Source organism: Hansschlegelia sp. KR7-227 (assembly GCF_049446035.1).
Taxonomy (GTDB): domain Bacteria; phylum Pseudomonadota; class Alphaproteobacteria; order Rhizobiales; family Methylopilaceae; genus Methylopila.
This window is the reverse complement of sequence record NZ_JBMSEA010000001.1, coordinates 1,625,226-1,641,040: the sequence shown is the minus strand read 5'-3', so window position 1 is coordinate 1,641,040 and position 15,815 is coordinate 1,625,226. Positions and strand designations below refer to the sequence as shown.

The following is a 15,815-nucleotide window of genomic DNA, read 5'->3' as shown; positions in this document are numbered from 1 at the left end:
GACGCCGGCCTGCGGCCGGCTCCTCAGCATGAGGAGCGGGAGAGCGGAACGGAAGTGCTTTTGACCGCCGCCTCTCCGCACAACCCATCCTCCACGCTCCTCATGCTGAGGAGCGCCGAAGGCGCGTCTCGAAGCACGCAGAAGGGCGCCTCTCTCGCCGTCCATCCTCACGCCTCCACCGCCCGACCCTTCAGCGCGAACAGGCCGCGGGGCTTCTTCTGGATGAACAGGATGATCGCGATCAGCAGGATGATCTTGCCGAGCACGGCGCCGGCCCAAGGCTCCAGGAGCTTGTTCGCGACGCCGATCGAGAGCGCGCCGACGAGCGTGCCGTAGAGATTGCCGACGCCCCCGAACACCACCACCAGAAACGAGTCGATGATGTAGCTCTGGCCGAGATTGGGGCTGACATTGTCGATCTGGCTCAGCGCCACCCCGGCGATGCCGGCGACGCCGGAGCCCAGCCCGAAGGTCATGGCGTCGATCCAGGGCGTGCGGATGCCCATCGAGGCCGCCATGCGGCGGTTCTGCGTCACGGCGCGCACCTTCAGGCCGAGGCTGGTGCGCTTGAGAAGCAGCTGCAGCGCGAAGAACACCGCGATCGCGAACAGGATGATCGCGATGCGGTTCAGAGTGAGCGACACGCCGAACACGCCGATCGAGCCCTGCAGCCAGTCCGGCGTCGAGACCTCGCGGTTCGTCGGGCCGAACAGGGTGCGCACCGCCTGCTGCAGGATGAGGCTCACGCCCCAGGTCGCGAGCAGCGTCTCCAGCGGGCGGCCGTAGAGGAAGCGGATCACCGTGCGCTCGATCAGCACGCCGACGGCGCCCGCGACCAGGAAGGCGATCGGGATCGCGACGACGAGCGAGGCGCCGTTGAGGGCGGGCAGATGATCGCGGATGCACCCCTGCGTCAGGAAGGTGGCGTAGGCCCCGATCATCACCATCTCGCCATGCGCCATGTTGATGACGCCCATCACGCCGAAGGTGATGGCGAGGCCGATGGCGGCGAGCAGCAGCACCGAGCCCAGCGACAGGCCGTAGACCAGGTCCTGGATCACGCTCGCGACGCCGAGCCAGCGCTCGATCGCCGCCATGCCGTCGGCCGCGGCCTTCGCCACGGCGGGCGGCGCGTCGGCCGGCAGCGAACGCAGCGCCGCCATCGCGTCGGGGTTCCCGACGTCGGCGATGACGCCGGCCGCCGCGATCCGGTCGGCCTCGGGAGCGTCGGCCTTGCCGAGGATGATCGCGGCGCGGGCCTGCTCCAGCACGGCCTTCGCGGAGGCGTCCTTCTCGGCGCCGAGCGCGGCGTCGAGCGAGGGCAGGGCGGTGGGCTCGCGCGTCTTGAAGATCGCGCGCGCCGCGGCGATCCGCTTGGCGGGATCGGCGGCGCGCAGCTCGAAGGTCCCCGACGCGGCGTCAAGCGACCGGCGCAGCCGGTTGTTGACGCGGACGAGCTTCAGCGGCTTCGCGGCGAGTTCGGCCGGCGCGGGCTCGCCGGTCTTGGCGAGCGTCAGGCCGCCGCCGGCGTCCTTGATCACCACCGCCTTGCTCTCGGGATCGAAAAACAGGCGGCCTGCGCTGAGCGCCGTGAAGATTTCGGCGCCGCGCGGCGCGCCGGTCTGGACGATGCCGGCGATGCCTTTCTCGGTGTCGTCGTATTTGTCGGCCGTGAAGCTGAGCAGGGCGTCATCCACGGCGTCGGCGCGGGCCGGCGCGGCGGACAGCCATGCGCAGCACAGCGCGGCGAGGAGCAGCAGCGGGCCGAACAGCGGCCGGCCGCCGGAACGAAGGGTTCGTCGCATCGTCTGACCGGCCTGCTGGAGAGAAGTCGCGGCGGGCGACCGAGGGAGGACGCGGCCGCCCGCCGCTATCGAGTTCCGAGCCAAGGGGTCAGCTCAGGAACCCTGTCCGCCGCATTTGTTGGTCTTGGTGTTGAAGTTGCCGCACTTCTTGCCGACCCAGTCGGCCTCGAGGTCCTTCGAACCGGGCAGGAAGTCCGACCAGGCGTCGCCGGGCACGAGATCGTCGGTCTTCGAGACGACGTCGAACTGGCCGTCGTCCTTGATCTCGCCGATCAGCACGGGCTTGGTGATGTGGTGGTTCGGCAGCATCTTCGAGATCCCGCCGGTGAGGTTCGCCTGCTCGACGCCGGGCAGCGCGTCGATCACCTTGTCGGCCTCGACGGAGCCGGCCTTCTCGACCGCCTTCACCCACATGTTGAAGCCAATGTAGTGGGCCTCCATCGGGTCGTTGGTGACGCGCTTCGGGTTCTTGGTGAAGGCCTTCCACTTCTCGATGAAGGCCTTGTTCTCGGGCGTGTCGACGCTCTCGAAATAGTTCCAGGCCGCGAGATGGCCGACGAGCGGAGCGGTGTCGATGCCCGCGAGCTCCTCCTCGCCGACCGAGAAGGCCACGACCGGAATGTCGGTCGCCTTGACGCCCTGGTTGCCGAGCTCCTTGTAGAACGGCACGTTGGCGTCGCCGTTGATGGTCGAGACCACCGCCGTCTTCTTGCCGGTCGAGCCGAACTTCTTGATGTCGGAGACGATCGTCTGCCAGTCGGAGTGACCGAACGGCGTGTAGTTGATCATGATGTCGCTTTCGGCGACGCCCTTGTCCTTGAGATAGGCCTCGAGGACCTTGTTGGTGGTGCGGGGATAGACGTAGTCGGTCCCGGCGAGCACCCAGCGCTGGACGCCTTCTTCCTTCAGGAGGTAGTCGACGGCCGGGATCGCCTGCTGGTTCGGCGCGGCGCCGGTGTAGAACACGTTCCGCTCGCTCTCCTCGCCCTCGTACTGGACGGGGTAGAACAGGACCGAGTCGAGCTCCTTGAACACCGGCAGCACGGATTTGCGGCTGACCGAGGTCCAGCAGCCGAACACCACGGCCGCCTTGTCCTTGGTGATGAGCTCGCGCGCCTTCTCGGCGAACAGCGGCCAGTTGGAGGCGGGGTCGACGACCACCGGCTCGAGCTTCTTGCCGAGCACGCCGCCCTTCTTGTTCTGCTCGTCGATGAGCATCAGCATGACGTCCTTCAGCGTGGTCTCGCTGATCGCCATGGTGCCCGAGAGCGAATGCAGGATCCCGACCTTGATGGTCTCTTCCGCCCTCGCCGGCGCTGTCGTCAACGCCGCCGCGGCTACCGCCGCCGCCGTGAGCGCCGCCCCCAAGAATGTGCGCATCCCAGTCTCCGTCGATCTCTGTCCAACCCTCTCCCGGGCCGGTTCGGCGATCAGACGCAAGCGCGATGCCAGATGGGGGAAGATTGGGCGACCCGCTGCTTTTGGCTGCACGGGGTCACGCCCCGTCGAGGTCCTCGATTCGAGATGACCAAAAATTAGGCAGACGCGCCGCCCGTCGCCCTCAGCCCGGGCGCAGGCGGCCCTTGACGAAGTCGCCGATCAGCGCTGCGCGCGTCTCCGGCGAGGCGGTCGCAAGCGGGGGCGCTCCCGCCGCCACGAGGGCGTCCTCCACCGCTTTGTCCCAGGCCGCGGCCGGCGAGAACGCGATGTCGAAGCCCGGGGACCCCGCCACCACCGCGACGTCGGACCGCAGCAGCGCCTCGGCGCCGAGCTCCTGGACGTCGACCGCGAGCCTGAACCCGCACAGATTGGGCGCCCGGGGATACTGGCGCGCCAGATCCGGCCGGGGAATCCGGGCCTTCACGGCGGCGGGAACCATGCGGTCGCCGACCCTGAGCGCGAACTCGGCGATCGGCCCGCGACCCTCCTCCAGAGCCCAGCCCTGCAGGGTGACCGTCGTCGGCGTCACCACGGTCCGGCCGATCGAGCCGCGCCGGCGAGCCGCGGGCGCCTCGGCCGGGGCGGGCTGGCGGCCGCCCGACCGCGCCGTGATCTCGGCGACCGCGAGGTCGACGTCGACGACGGCGCGGTCGAGTCCGGCCTCGATCAGCCGCGCCTTGAGCCTCGCCATCTCCTCGCGCGTGCGCTCGATCAGGAGGGGGGACATCGCCTCCTCGAGGTCGTTGCGGTCGTGGCTGTTGAAATAGGCCTCGCCGCGCCTCTTCGTCACCGAGGTCGCCCGGCCGCGCGCGCTCTTCTTAAACAGGAACTCGTCGCGGGATTTGACGAGGTAATGGTTGAGCCGCAGCGGGGCCCACTCCACCGCCGCGCTCAGGCCCTTGGGGCGCTTCGGCAGCGGGGCCAGCGGGGCGCCGCTCGGATGCGCCTCGACGAAGCCCGCCTTCAGCGGGAAGGCGTGCGGGTTCTTGCCGACGCCCTCGACGCCGCGGACCCGCACGATCGATTTGTAATGGTGGTTCGCCCCGAACTTCTGCGTCGCCCGCCAGGTGAAGCGCTCCGTGACGAGACCGGGCGTCGCCTCCGTGCGGAACGACGAGCCGTAGGACGCCCAATTCACCCCGACGACCCCGACATCGTCGCCGAGGCGGCCGAGCGCGTCGGCCACGGTCGCGGCAGGGTCGCTCGGGACCAGGAACTCGTCGGCGTCGATGAAGGCGATCCAGTCGGCGTCGTCGCCGTGCCGGCGCAGGATCTCGACATAAGCGGGCATCTGCGGCGGGCTGTCGGGGACGTGCGGGAAGGGGATGTGGTCGATCGCGCCGATCGTCTGCAGCCCCGCGAGCAGCGGGGTCGATTCGTCGTCGCTGTTGTTGTCGGCGACGAAGAAGCGCTCCACCCCGACGACGCGGTGAAACGCCACCCATTCCAGGATGTAGGGCGCCTCGTTCTTGAAGATCGCGCCGATCGCGAGCGTCGGCGCCGCGGGATCGCTTGGAGCGGTCACCGGCGCCGCCGGACGGTCGGGAGGCGGGGATGTGATCTGGCGCGCACGGAGGAGGCTTCGACGGTTGGGAGCGGGGCCGCATCCTTAGCCGAAAGCCTTCGGCGGAACAAAGGCCGGGCCGGCAGGCCCGACGCTAGGCCGCGGCTTGGGCCTGCGGGCCCGCTGCGGGAGCGCGCGCCCCCGCGCTCGCTGCCTTCCCCGCCTTGCGCAGCACCGCCGTGAATTCGTTGCGGCCCCGCGGGGTCTCGTAGACGCGCGCCGGCTCGAAATCGGTGCGCCCGAGCGTGCGGAGGATCGCGATGGTCGACCGGAACGAGGCCGGCGTGAACTGCCAGGCGTGGACGTCGATCTCGGGCCTCTCCGCCGCCGCGTATTCGTCCAGCGCGGCCCTGGTGCGGCTCTCGATCGAGTCGAGATAATCCGGATTGGCGTGGTCGCCGGCCCAGTGGCGTTCGGCGTCGTTGTGCGTGGTGAGCGCCCGATGCTCGATCAGGCTTGAGAGCGCATGCGTGCGCCGGTCGCCGAGATGGGCGCCGAGCACCTGCGCGATCGAGGAGGGCGCCAGAAAATGATCGAAGCAGTAGCGCTTGTCCGGGATGACGAGGAAATAATGTCCGCCGGGCTCGAGCGCCTTCGACACCTGCGCCAGATGGCGGATGAGGTCCGGCCGGCGCTGGATCCAGTGCGTGCTGAACACCGCCTTGAAGGTGTCGTTCGCCGTCATCAGATCGTCGTCGGCGGCGACGTAGTCTATCTCGGGCAGATTGGCCGGATCGGCGCCGGACCTGAGGGCGCGTTCGGTCAGGCCCTGCTTGCCGACCACGTCGAAATATCGGACGTGCGAGCCGCGCAGCAAAGGTCGAGGAAAAGGTCCGATCTCAAGGACCGGAGCGATCGACCCGGCGACCAACGCCAGGGTTTCCCGCAACGCGCCGGGCGAGGTGGTCCGACCCTCCTTCATCCCGAAGATCCGGTAGTGCTCTTCGACGTCCTGCACGGCGCGCAGATCGGCGTGGTGCGAGCGGTAGAAGTTGGCGTCGAATTCGGCGGGAAGCTCGATCTCGGATGCTGTTGCCATTGCTCATGCTGCTCTGCGCGCCTTCGCGAATCGCATGACGCTTCGACCCGGCGGACAACCGAGGTAGCGCGCCCAAGTGGCGTTCGCTATTGATCGAATGGCTAATCCTATCGAGCGGTCGCCGGCTAGCGTCCGCCCGCCGCCTCGACTCCGGCGCCCGTTTCGGCGGAGGCGGCGACATAGCGCTCGGCTAAGGCGCGCTTCTCGTCGCGCGACAGCGAGGACAGGTCGTCGACGCCCGCGAAGGCGGCGAGGCTCGACTGGAACAGCGGCGCCAGCCTTGCGCTCTCCACGATGACGACTTCGAACATCTGGTCGGGCGCGAGAATGCCCGCCGTGGGCGAAAGCAGGGCCTCGGCTCCGAGCTCGCTGAGGGGGATCTCCAGCCGGAACCCGCTGTTGGGATCGCCGGCGGGAAAGTGCCGCACGACGTCCGGGCGCGGCTGGCGCGCGACGGGCTTCGCGTCGAACACCGCGCGGCCGACATGCACCCGCAAGCGCTCGATCTGGCGTCCCGCCCCGTCGAGCGCCCAACCCTGCAGGATGAGGCGCCCGCGGGCCACGGCGGACCGGTCGACATAGCCGCGACCCTCCTCGAAGACGCCGTGCGGGTCGGCGCCGTCAAGTTTCCCTATGGCGAGGTCGGCGTCCACGACCGCCTGATCGATCCCGATCTCCAGCAGACGCCGTTTCAGGGCGTCGACGCCCTCCCTCGTTCGAGTGACGAACACGTCGCGCATCACCTCGGTGATCTCGTTGCGGTCATGCGTCTGGAAATAGCCGCCGCGCTTCACCCGGGTCGCGACCGTGGCGCTCCCGCGGGGGCTCTTCTTCCAGATGAACTCGGCGCGCGACTTCACGGCGTAATGGTTCAGCCTGAGCGTCGACCAGTCGATGACCTTGCTGAGGCCCGGCCCCCTCTCGGGATGCAGCGCCAGCGTCTCGCCGTTGGGCTGGATGGTGCGGAAGCCGGGCTTCAGGATGAAGTGGTGCGGGTTGCCGCCGGGATGGGCGACCGCCGAGGAGCGGATGATCGTCTTGTAGTGGTGGTTGTGGAAGTAGTCCCGTTCGGCGCGCTGCGTGAACCGCTGGACGACGAGTCCCGGTTCGGTGCGCGACAGGCCCGAGGAGCCGAAGACCGCCCAACTGACGACAACGGCGCCGACGTCCTGGTCCGCCGCGCTCAGGATGTCGCGGATCCGCACGCCGGGCCTGGTCGGCGCCAGGAACTCGTCCGCGTCGATGAACGCGATCCAGTCGGCGTCCTTGCGGTGACGCCGGATGATCTCGCGATAGGCCGGAAGCTGCGGGGGCGCGCCGGGGACGCTCGGGAACGGGATGTGGTCGACGACGCCGAGCGCCTGAAGCCCGGCGAGCAGCGCGGTGGTCTCGTCGTCGCTGTCGTTGTCGGCGATGAAAAAGCGGGTGACGCCGATGCCGAGGTGATACGCGACCCATTCCAGAACGTAAGGCCCCTCGTTCTTGAAGATCGCGCCGAGGGCGATCCGCGGAGGCTGGCCTGCAGCGACTGACATTTCTGACGATCCTTCTCGCCCCAAACGGAGGGGCGGCGCCGCGGTTTCAAGTCGATGCAAGAGGCGGCCGGCCTGCGACGCGTCGCGAGGGCGCGTGAAACTCACAATCACATGGCGACGCCGATCTCAAGTGCATTACCGCCGCGCACGCCTTCGCCGGACCGCCGGGGCGCTCTACGGACCTGCGCGTCGCCTGGACCGGTCCGGCCTGTGGAGGGGGACGGCGAAATCGGCGACGCGGCCGAAGAGCGCGGCGCCGCTCGCCTCGATCTCGCGCCGGAGCGCTGCGGGCGGCCAGGACATTTCCGCGCGCCTCGTCGCGACATCGGATCTGCGAGGGAGACGATCCGATCGAGCCTGCGCGTGCGCTCGGCCAGCCCCCGACCAGTCCGACGAAGGTCCGGCGAGGCGGTCGAGGCCCCGGCCCGAATCCGCGACGGCGTTCATAGTGGTCTGCGCCCGGAGCTGTGGACAACTGCAGGCGGTCGGGACCTCAGGCGAGGCCGCCGGCCGGCCGGAAGCCGGGGCCGGGCGGGCGCAAACCCTGGCCGTTGTCCTTTCGCGCGCCGTGGCTAGTATGCGCGCCGCGCCGGCTTAGCTCAGCGGTAGAGCAGCGGTTTTGTAAACCGAAGGTCGGGGGTTCAATCCCCTCAGCCGGCACCACGCGCCTTCGCGCGCCGCCGGTGATCGGCTGCGTGCTTCGAGACCCGTCGGCTTCGCCGCCGCTCCTCAGCATGAGGAGCGGAGAGAGGCGAAAACCATCCTCATCCTGAGGAGCGGGAAAAGCGAAGACCGTCCTCATGCTGAGGAGGCGCGAAGCGCCGTCTCGAAGCACGCAGGACCGCCCGCCGGCCGGCGTTGGAAGGGACCATCCTCCCGAGATGAGGCCGACCGAAAAAAAGGCCCCGCGGTCGCCCGCGAGGCCCTGACGATCCGGATGCGGCGGGCCAAGGCCCGCCGCGCGTGGATCAGGCGTGATCGTAGGTGTTGGTGTCGCGGTCCTTGGTCTCCGGAACGAAGATCAGGCCGATGACGACGGTCATGATCGCGAACACGATCGGGTACCAGAGGCCGTAGTAGATGTCGCCGGTGGCGGCCACCATGGCGAAGGCGGTCGCCGGCAACAGGCCGCCGAACCAGCCATTGCCGATGTGGTAGGGCAGCGACATCGAGGAGTAGCGGATGCGGGTCGGGAACAGCTCGACCAGCGCCGCCGCGATCGGCCCGTAGACCATCGTCACGAACAGCACGAGCACGAACAGCATCAGGATGATGCCGCCGGTCTGCGCGCGGAAGACGTCGAATGGGTGGGACATCTTCACGATCGACGGGTCGCCGGCCTTCGGATAGCCCGCGGCCTGAAGCGCCGCGGAGATGGCCTTGTTGTTCTCGGCGGTCGCCGGGCCGGCCGTGTAAGGCACCGTCTGGTCGTTGATGCGGATCGCCGTCGGCGTGCCCGCAGGCGCAGCCTCGGAGGTGTACCGCACCGACGACTTCGAGAGGTAGTCGCGGGCCACGTCGCAGGCCGTCGTGTACTTCTTGGTGCCCACCGGGTTGAACAGGCTTCCGCACTCGGCCGGGTCCGCGATCACGGCGACCTTGACGTTTTCGATCGCCTTCTCGAGCGTCGGATTCGCGATCGTGGTGATCTGCTTGAAGATCGGGAAGAAGCAGACCGCCGCGATGAGGCAGCCGCCGAGGATGATCGGCTTGCGGCCGATCTTGTCGGACAGCCAGCCGAAGAACACGAAGAAGCCGGTGCCGAGCACCAGCGACCAGGCGATCAGCAGGTTGGAGGTGTAGCCGTCGACCTTCAGGATCGATTGCAGGAAGAACAGCGCGTAGAACTGGCCCGTGTACCAGACGACGCCCTGGCCGGCGGTGAGGCCGAGCAGCGCGATCAGCGCGATTTTGGCGTTCTTCCACTCGCCGAAGGACTCCTTGAGCGGGGCCTTCGAGCGGGTGCCCTCTTCCTTCATTTTCTGGAAGGCCGGGGATTCGGAGAGCTGAAGCCGGATCCACACCGAGATGCCGAGCAGCACGACGGACAGCAGGAACGGCACGCGCCAGCCCCAGTCCGAGAACGCGGCCTCGCCCACGATGGTGCGGGTCGTGAGGATGACGATCAGGGAGAGGAACAGGCCGAGCGTCGCCGTGGTCTGGATCCAGGAGGTGTAGAAGCCGCGCCGGCCCTGCGGCGCATGCTCCGCGACGTAGGTCGCAGCGCCGCCATATTCGCCGCCGAGCGCAAGGCCCTGCAGCAGGCGGAGCAGGATCAGGATCACCGGGGCGGCGAAGCCGATGGTGGCCGCGCCGGGCAGGATGCCGACGATGAAGGTCGACACGCCCATGATCAGGATGGTGACGAGGAAGGTGTATTTGCGGCCGACGAGGTCGCCGATCCGGCCGAACACCAGCGCGCCGAACGGGCGCACGATGAAGCCCGCCGCGAACGCGAGCAGGGCGAAGATGTTGCGGGTGGCTTCATCGTAGAGCGGCTTGCCGTCCGCTCCGAGCACGCTGAAGAACTGCGCGCCGATGATCGCCGCAAGCGATCCGTAGAGATAGAAATCGTACCACTCGAACACGGTGCCGAGCGAGGAGGCGAAGATGACCTTCTTCTCCTCGCGCGTCATCGGTCGAGCCCGGCCGGCTGGGACTGTCGTGCTCGCGACTGACATAGGCGTTTTACCTCAGGCGGTTATGGCGTCCGTCGCGCGGGTGTTCCCGCGTCGCGGCGCCTTTTGCGCCGCCCGCGAAGGCGGCGTTGGTTGTGGCGGCGTTCGCAAGGCCCGTGTCGACGGGCCATCTCAGGTGGATGCGGGGCCTCCCGCATCGGTTGTCTCCCTGGCGGCCCGGCTTGCGGCCGGCCTGACGTTTCGCGTGTCTGCTGTCGGCTCCATCCACGCGAGCGGCGGCGGCTAACCCCCGAGCCACTGGCGCAAAATGTCGCTGAGCCTAGATACACACCGCGGCGACGACTCGTCGACGGGACCTGTGATGCGACTTTCGGTTAATGCCCTGTTGACAATTGCGGCTCTCGCCCTCATCGGCGCGGCGTCGAACGCCCGCGCGGAGCCGCCGATGACGTCGATCATCGCCGACCCGACCGACCGCAACCCGGGCGCGATCACGCGTCCGGCCACCAAGGCGGACCGGGAGTGGCGGAGGAGCCGCACGGCCCCGCGCCTCCGCTACGCGCCTCAACCCAAGGCCGCGAAGCGGTACGACCCGCCGCGCTACGACGGCCGCGGACGACGGCTCAACGTTCCGGGGCGGCCCGACACGCGCGACGCCTTCGGGCGCACGCGGCCCATCACGCCCTCGATCACGATCGCGCCATCGGGCCCGACGGTGCGCACCGACGCCGCGACGAGGATCAACCAGCTGCCGCGACGCTAAGCCGGGGCGGTCCTCTGCTCGTGGCGCTGCCGACGCGGCGCCGGCTTTCGGGAATGCGCCTCGACGCGCCTGCCCCTCGAGGCTGGGCTCGCGAACACCTCGCCTTGGCTGCGATCCGCTCGCCCGGACGCGCCGCGACTGGGGCGCAGCTGGCCCTTAGGGCGCTCGGCGCCGTCCTCTGGCTTGCCTTGCCTGCCGGGGACTCCAGACGGCCCGGCGATCGCCGGCCGGGGCCGCGGCCGGCGCAATCGCCTGCTCATCGCAGCACGCGCCGAAGCGCCGTGGTCTCGGACATGTTCAATCAGTTTTGAACGTAGGCTTGCCACCCCTCGGCGCCCATTGTTAAGCTTGAGTTCCACGCACAGGGGGCTCGTCTTTGCTAAATTATATGGACTGCGTGAGGCTTTATCAAAGCAACAAGAGCAGAAGAGATTTTCCCGGCCGCAGCGACAGCCGGTTCGTAAATGGCATTATATTCCCCGAATTCCGTCCGAAATTCGGTATCGATTTTCAAGCAGGAATGAAAGTATTCACCATCGGCTCGTGTTTCGCGCGAAACATAGAGGAAGCCTTGCTGCCGCTGGGCGTGAATTTGCCGACGCTGCGCTTCAAGGCGCCGATTGACGAATGGCCCTATCGTCCGAACGGTCTGCTCAACGAGTATAATCCAGGGTCGATCGCCCAGAGGATCAAATCAGCTATAAATCGGACGCCCTTCGATGATCGATCGATCGTCAAGTCGGGTACGAAATATGCCGATCTCACGCTCGTGAGCGGGGCCGACGTCACCCGCGAGCGGGCCTATGAGCGGCGGGACGAGATTGCAGGTATTTATGATGATTTGATCTCCAGTGAAGTCGTCATCATCACCCTGGGCTTCGTGGAGGGTTGGTTTGATAAAGTTTCGCAAACCTACCTCAACCGGATGCCGCCCATGACCACGGCTAAACTGGACTTTTCACGGTTCGTCTTCAGGCGGATGGACCTGTACGATACGGTTCCCACTCTAGAGCCCGTGCTTAAGCAGCTTTCGGATATGGGAAAGAAGATCGTGCTGTCGATTTCTCCGGTTCCTATAGGCAACACGTTTTCCGGAGACGACGCCGTAGTCGCAAATGAATTCTCGAAGGCTGTGCTACGTGTCACCGCGCAGCGACTCTATAACCAGATACCGAACGTCGATTACTTCCCGAGCTACGAGATCGTCAGAAGCGGAGGATCATCGTCGTTCCTGGAAGATAACATTCATGTTCGAAATGATCTGGTCAACGAGATAACCGCCTACATGGTAAAAACCTACCGCGCGGCGATTTAAAGCGGTTTCGCCCTTCGCGCGACGTGAAGCGCGATGGCGGCGGCGTTCGAGACGTTCAGGCTCTTGATCGCGCCGGGCATGTCGAGCCGCGCCAGCCGGTCGCAGGTGTCGCGGGTGAGCTGGCGCAGGCCCTTGCCCTCGGCGCCGAGCACCAGCGCGATCCCGCCCGAGCCGAAGCCCGTCTCGTCGAGGGTCGCCGGTCCCTCCGAATCGAGGCCGATCCGCAAATAGCCCCGTTCGCCGAGAGCATGCAGCGCGCGGGAGAGATTCTGGACGAGCACGAGCGGGGCGTGCTCCAGCCCGCCGCTCGCCGACTTCGCGAGCACCCCGGTCGCCTCGGGGCTGTGCCGCGCCGTCGTCACGATGGCGTCGACCGCGAACGCCGCCGCGGTGCGCACGATCGCGCCGACATTGTGCGGATCGGTGATCTGGTCGAGCACCAGCACCAGCCCGTCCTCGGGGATCGTCTCGATCGTGAGCGCCGGCAGCGCTTCGGCCTCGAGATAGAGGCCCTGATGCACGGCGTCCGGCGTCAGCAAGCGGTCGATCGCGCCGGGGCGCACGATCTCGGGCGCGATCCGCTCGGCGAGGCCGGCTTCCGTCAGACGGGCGAGCGCGTTCTCGGTCGCCAGCAGCCGGATCGGCCTGCGCTTCGGATTGGAGAGCGCCTCGACCACGCTGTGGAAGCCGTAAAGCACGACCGGCCCGTCATGGTCGCGCGGGAAGTCGCGGCGGGGGGCGCTCTTGTCGCGCGGCGGCCAGGACCGCTTCGGCTTGTGCGGCGCGTCGGGGGAGCGGGGAGGGCGCATGGGGCTCGGTCGGTCGTCGCGGAAGGATCGAAGCGGGGCGAAGGCGCGACTTGTCCCGCCTTGGCGGGGCTTTGTCACCCCGTTGCGGGACATTGCGCGGCGTGGCGGCCAAATCGCGCGCGCGTCCCGCGGCCACTACGCCGTCCGCCGCGGCCCTTTGCGGTTGACACCGGACGCGCGCCGCCCCTAAAGCACCCGCCGCAGCGGCGCGTCGTTTTCGGGCGGCGGGCCGCGCCGGCGCGGATTGACCACCGCGCCGGTCAAGCGTGCTGGAGGGGTGCCCGAGTGGTTAAAGGGGACGGACTGTAAATCCGTTGGCTCAGCCTACGTTGGTTCGAATCCAACCCCCTCCACCATCTCCCCGGCGCCTGCTATAAGACGCCTCGCGCGGGTGTAGCTCAATGGTAGAGCAGCAGCCTTCCAAGCTGAATACGAGGGTTCGATTCCCTTCACCCGCTCCATCTCCCGGCGCCTGAACGATTCCCCTTGTGGCGGACCCAAAAGCCGCCTAGACGAGCGGCGCTTCAATCGGTTGGGCGTCACCACGCAGGATTTTGTCGATGGCCAAGGAAAAGTTTTCGCGGACGAAGCCGCATTGCAACATCGGGACGATTGGCCATGTCGACCATGGCAAGACGTCTCTGACGGCTGCGATCACGAAGGTTCTGGCCGAGACGGGCGGGGCGACGTTCACGGCGTATGACCAGATCGACAAGGCTCCTGAGGAGAAGGCGCGCGGGATCACGATCTCGACGGCGCATGTCGAATACGAGACGGCGGCGCGCCATTACGCGCATGTCGACTGCCCCGGTCACGCCGACTACGTGAAGAACATGATCACGGGCGCGGCGCAGATGGACGGCGCGATCCTGGTGGTGAGCGCGGCGGACGGCCCGATGCCGCAGACGCGCGAGCACATTCTGCTCGCCCGCCAGGTCGGCGTTCCCGCGCTGGTGGTGTTTCTGAACAAGTGCGACATGGTGGACGACGAGGAGCTTCTGGAGCTGGTCGAGCTCGAGGTTCGCGAGCTTCTGTCGAAGTATGATTTTCCGGGCGACGACATTCCGATCGTGAAGGGCTCGGCGCTTGTGGCGCTTGAGAACGGCGACGCGAAGCTCGGGCATGACGCGATTCTCGAGCTGATGAAGGCTGTGGACGACTACATCCCGCAGCCGGAGCGTCCGATCGACCAGCCGTTCCTGATGCCGGTCGAGGACGTGTTCTCGATCTCGGGCCGCGGCACGGTGGTGACGGGCCGTGTCGAGCGCGGCATCGTGAAGGTCGGCGAGGAGGTCGAGATCGTCGGCATCAAGGCGACGGTGAAGACGACGGTGACGGGCGTCGAGATGTTCCGCAAGCTGCTCGACCAGGGGCAGGCGGGCGACAACATCGGGGCTCTTCTGCGCGGCACGAAGCGCGAGGACGTGGAGCGCGGGCAGGTTCTGTGCAAGCCGGGTTCGGTGAAGCCGCACACGAAGTTCAAGGCCGAGGCCTACATTCTGACGAAGGAGGAGGGCGGCCGCCACACGCCGTTCTTCACCAACTACCGCCCGCAGTTCTACTTCCGCACGACCGACGTGACGGGCGTGGTGCATCTGCCTGAGGGCACGGAGATGGTGATGCCGGGCGACAACATCGCGATGGAGGTGCACCTGATCGTGCCGATCGCGATGGAGGAGAAGCTGCGCTTCGCCATCCGCGAAGGCGGCCGAACCGTCGGCGCCGGCGTTGTCGCCACCATCATCGAGTGATCCTCGATGTCCTGTCGACGCCCTTGACCAGAGGGCGTTGACTGGCCGGATTTTTATGATCCGGCCCAAATGCGATGGGTTGCGGCGGGACGGTCGGCGTGGCATATGGAGCGCCCCGCCTAAGACCCGAGCGCTTAGGAGTGTAGCTCAACTGGTCAGAGCGCCGGTCTCCAAAACCGGAGGTTGCGGGTTCGAGTCCCTCCACTCCTGCCACGCCCGAGCGGAATCCGGCGGGACGGAATCGTCAAGCGGGGCGAACGCGGTCTAATACGCCGCTGACAACATTGGGTTTCCGGGGTGCGAGCCTGTTATTGGGAGCGCGCCCCTTTGGACGTTTCGAGGCAATGGCGAAGACATCCCCGCTCGAGTTCCTGCAGCAGGTCGGCGCTGAGACCGCAAAGGTCGTATGGCCGACGCGGCGCGAGACCGCGATCACGACCGTGATGGTGTTCGTGTTCGCCTTCGTGGCCTCGGTGTTCTTTTTCATCGCGGACATGATCATCCGCTACGGCGTGACGCTGCTGCTCGGGGTCGGCCGATGAGCGCGGTCGACGGTCAGGCGGCGGGACGGCCGAAGCGCTGGTACATCGTCCACGCTTATTCGAACTTCGAGAAAAAGGTCGCCGACTCGATCCGCGAGAAGGCCGAGCAGACCGGCCTCGCCGATCTGTTCGAAGAGATCCTCGTGCCGACCGAAAAGGTCGTCGAGGTCCGGCGCGGCCGCAAGGTCGACGCCGAGCGGAAGTTCTTTCCAGGCTACGTTCTGGTGAAGATGGATCTGACGGACCAGGCCTACCACCTGATCCGCAACACGCCGAAGGTCACCGGCTTCCTCGGCGCGGACAACAAGCCGTCGCCGATTTCGGAGAACGAGGCGCTCCGGATCCTGCGGCAGGTGCAGGAAGGCATCGAACGGCCGAAGCCGTCGGTGTCCTTCGAGGTCGGCGAGCAGGTCCGCGTGTCGGACGGTCCGTTCGCCTCGTTCTCCGGCATCGTCCAGGACGTCGACGAGGCGCGGGCGCGTCTCAAGATCGACGTTTCGATCTTCGGCCGCGCGACGACCGTCGATCTTGAATACGGGCAGGTCGAGAAGGTCTGACCCCAACCCCGGCTGTGGGAGAGGAGGGCGTCGGCGTTCGCCGCCGACCGTCCGGC

Annotated in this window: 12 protein-coding genes and 4 tRNA genes; 9 read left to right on the top strand and 7 right to left on the bottom strand. The window is 67.4% G+C overall.

Annotated features, from left to right (window positions below; translation table 11 throughout):
• Positions 1-167: 167 nt before the first annotated feature.
• The 5 genes from urtB to ACO2RJ_RS07650 form a co-directional block, all read right to left on the bottom strand.
• On the bottom strand, positions 168-1,805 hold the full coding sequence (gene urtB, locus ACO2RJ_RS07670; RefSeq protein WP_423267396.1) for an urea ABC transporter permease subunit UrtB: 1,638 nt from the start codon (positions 1,803-1,805) through the stop codon (positions 168-170).
• 93 nt (positions 1,806-1,898) lie between these two features.
• The gene (urtA, locus tag ACO2RJ_RS07665; RefSeq protein ID WP_423267395.1) at positions 1,899-3,185 is read right to left on the bottom strand and encodes an urea ABC transporter substrate-binding protein; all 1,287 of its coding nucleotides are present in this window, start codon (positions 3,183-3,185) and stop codon (positions 1,899-1,901) included.
• A gap of 181 nt (positions 3,186-3,366) precedes the next feature.
• Positions 3,367-4,770: a glycosyltransferase family 2 protein gene (locus tag ACO2RJ_RS07660; RefSeq protein WP_423267394.1), complete on the bottom strand. Its 1,404-nt coding sequence runs from the start codon at positions 4,768-4,770 to the stop codon at positions 3,367-3,369.
• A 133-nt stretch (positions 4,771-4,903) separates the two neighbouring features.
• Positions 4,904-5,848, bottom strand: a complete 945-nt coding sequence (locus tag ACO2RJ_RS07655) for a hypothetical protein (RefSeq protein ID WP_423267393.1) — start codon at positions 5,846-5,848, stop codon at positions 4,904-4,906.
• A 125-nt stretch (positions 5,849-5,973) separates the two neighbouring features.
• Positions 5,974-7,383: a glycosyltransferase family 2 protein gene (locus ACO2RJ_RS07650; protein WP_423267392.1), complete on the bottom strand. Its 1,410-nt coding sequence runs from the start codon at positions 7,381-7,383 to the stop codon at positions 5,974-5,976.
• A 588-nt stretch (positions 7,384-7,971) separates the two neighbouring features.
• Between ACO2RJ_RS07650 and ACO2RJ_RS07645 the strand changes: the two genes are divergently transcribed.
• A tRNA-Thr gene (locus tag ACO2RJ_RS07645) sits at positions 7,972-8,046 on the top strand.
• A gap of 305 nt (positions 8,047-8,351) precedes the next feature.
• Here ACO2RJ_RS07645 and ACO2RJ_RS07640 read toward each other — a convergent pair.
• Entirely contained in the window at positions 8,352-10,064 is a 1,713-nt protein-coding gene (locus ACO2RJ_RS07640; RefSeq protein WP_423267391.1) for an MFS transporter, read from the bottom strand.
• Between the two features lie 403 nt (positions 10,065-10,467).
• Between ACO2RJ_RS07640 and ACO2RJ_RS07635 the strand changes: the two genes are divergently transcribed.
• Entirely contained in the window at positions 10,468-10,785 is a 318-nt protein-coding gene (locus ACO2RJ_RS07635) for a hypothetical protein (protein ID WP_423267390.1), read from the top strand.
• A 397-nt stretch (positions 10,786-11,182) separates the two neighbouring features.
• A complete protein-coding gene (locus tag ACO2RJ_RS07630) occupies positions 11,183-12,100 on the top strand; it encodes a GSCFA domain-containing protein (protein WP_423267389.1) in 918 nt (305 codons plus the stop codon).
• Here ACO2RJ_RS07630 and ACO2RJ_RS07625 read toward each other — a convergent pair.
• Positions 12,097-12,909, bottom strand: a complete 813-nt coding sequence (locus ACO2RJ_RS07625) for a TrmH family RNA methyltransferase (protein ID WP_423267388.1) — start codon at positions 12,907-12,909, stop codon at positions 12,097-12,099. The genes ACO2RJ_RS07630 and ACO2RJ_RS07625 overlap by 4 nt on opposite strands.
• A 271-nt stretch (positions 12,910-13,180) precedes the next feature.
• On the opposite strand from ACO2RJ_RS07625, the gene ACO2RJ_RS07620 reads away from it, so the two are divergent.
• The 6 genes from ACO2RJ_RS07620 to nusG all read left to right on the top strand — a co-directional run bounded on the left by ACO2RJ_RS07620 (position 13,181) and on the right by nusG (position 15,759).
• Positions 13,181-13,265, top strand: a tRNA-Tyr gene (locus tag ACO2RJ_RS07620).
• A gap of 31 nt (positions 13,266-13,296) precedes the next feature.
• Positions 13,297-13,370: transfer RNA gene (locus ACO2RJ_RS07615), tRNA-Gly, on the top strand.
• 99 nt (positions 13,371-13,469) lie between these two features.
• Positions 13,470-14,660, top strand: coding sequence for an elongation factor Tu (gene tuf, locus ACO2RJ_RS07610; RefSeq protein ID WP_423267375.1), 1,191 nt, complete (start codon positions 13,470-13,472; stop codon positions 14,658-14,660).
• 136 nt (positions 14,661-14,796) lie between these two features.
• Positions 14,797-14,873 (top strand) — tRNA-Trp (locus ACO2RJ_RS07605).
• A gap of 131 nt (positions 14,874-15,004) precedes the next feature.
• Positions 15,005-15,202 (top strand): preprotein translocase subunit SecE, encoded by a 198-nt coding sequence (gene secE / locus ACO2RJ_RS07600; protein WP_423267387.1) that lies wholly within the window; start codon positions 15,005-15,007, stop codon positions 15,200-15,202.
• Positions 15,199-15,759, top strand: coding sequence for a transcription termination/antitermination protein NusG (gene nusG, locus ACO2RJ_RS07595; protein WP_423267386.1), 561 nt, complete (start codon positions 15,199-15,201; stop codon positions 15,757-15,759). The genes secE and nusG overlap by 4 nt, the downstream gene beginning before the upstream one ends.
• Positions 15,760-15,815: the final 56 nt, after the last annotated feature.

Excerpts from the sequence above, each read along its gene's own strand:
- nusG (WP_423267386.1), top strand. The coding sequence starts at position 15,199 with ATGAGCGCGGTCGACGGTCAGGCGGCGGGACGGCCGAAGCGCTGGTAC.
- ACO2RJ_RS07640 (WP_423267391.1), bottom strand. The coding sequence starts at position 10,064 with ATGTCAGTCGCGAGCACGACAGTCCCAGCCGGCCGGGCTCGACCGATG.
- urtA (WP_423267395.1), bottom strand. The coding sequence starts at position 3,185 with ATGCGCACATTCTTGGGGGCGGCGCTCACGGCGGCGGCGGTAGCCGCG.
- ACO2RJ_RS07650 (WP_423267392.1), bottom strand. The coding sequence starts at position 7,383 with ATGTCAGTCGCTGCAGGCCAGCCTCCGCGGATCGCCCTCGGCGCGATC.
- ACO2RJ_RS07635 (WP_423267390.1), top strand. The coding sequence starts at position 10,468 with ATGACGTCGATCATCGCCGACCCGACCGACCGCAACCCGGGCGCGATC.
- secE (WP_423267387.1), top strand. The coding sequence starts at position 15,005 with ATGGCGAAGACATCCCCGCTCGAGTTCCTGCAGCAGGTCGGCGCTGAG.
- ACO2RJ_RS07625 (WP_423267388.1), bottom strand. The coding sequence starts at position 12,909 with ATGCGCCCTCCCCGCTCCCCCGACGCGCCGCACAAGCCGAAGCGGTCC.
- ACO2RJ_RS07655 (WP_423267393.1), bottom strand. The coding sequence starts at position 5,848 with ATGGCAACAGCATCCGAGATCGAGCTTCCCGCCGAATTCGACGCCAAC.
- urtB (WP_423267396.1), bottom strand. The coding sequence starts at position 1,805 with ATGCGACGAACCCTTCGTTCCGGCGGCCGGCCGCTGTTCGGCCCGCTG.
- tuf (WP_423267375.1), top strand. The coding sequence starts at position 13,470 with ATGGCCAAGGAAAAGTTTTCGCGGACGAAGCCGCATTGCAACATCGGG.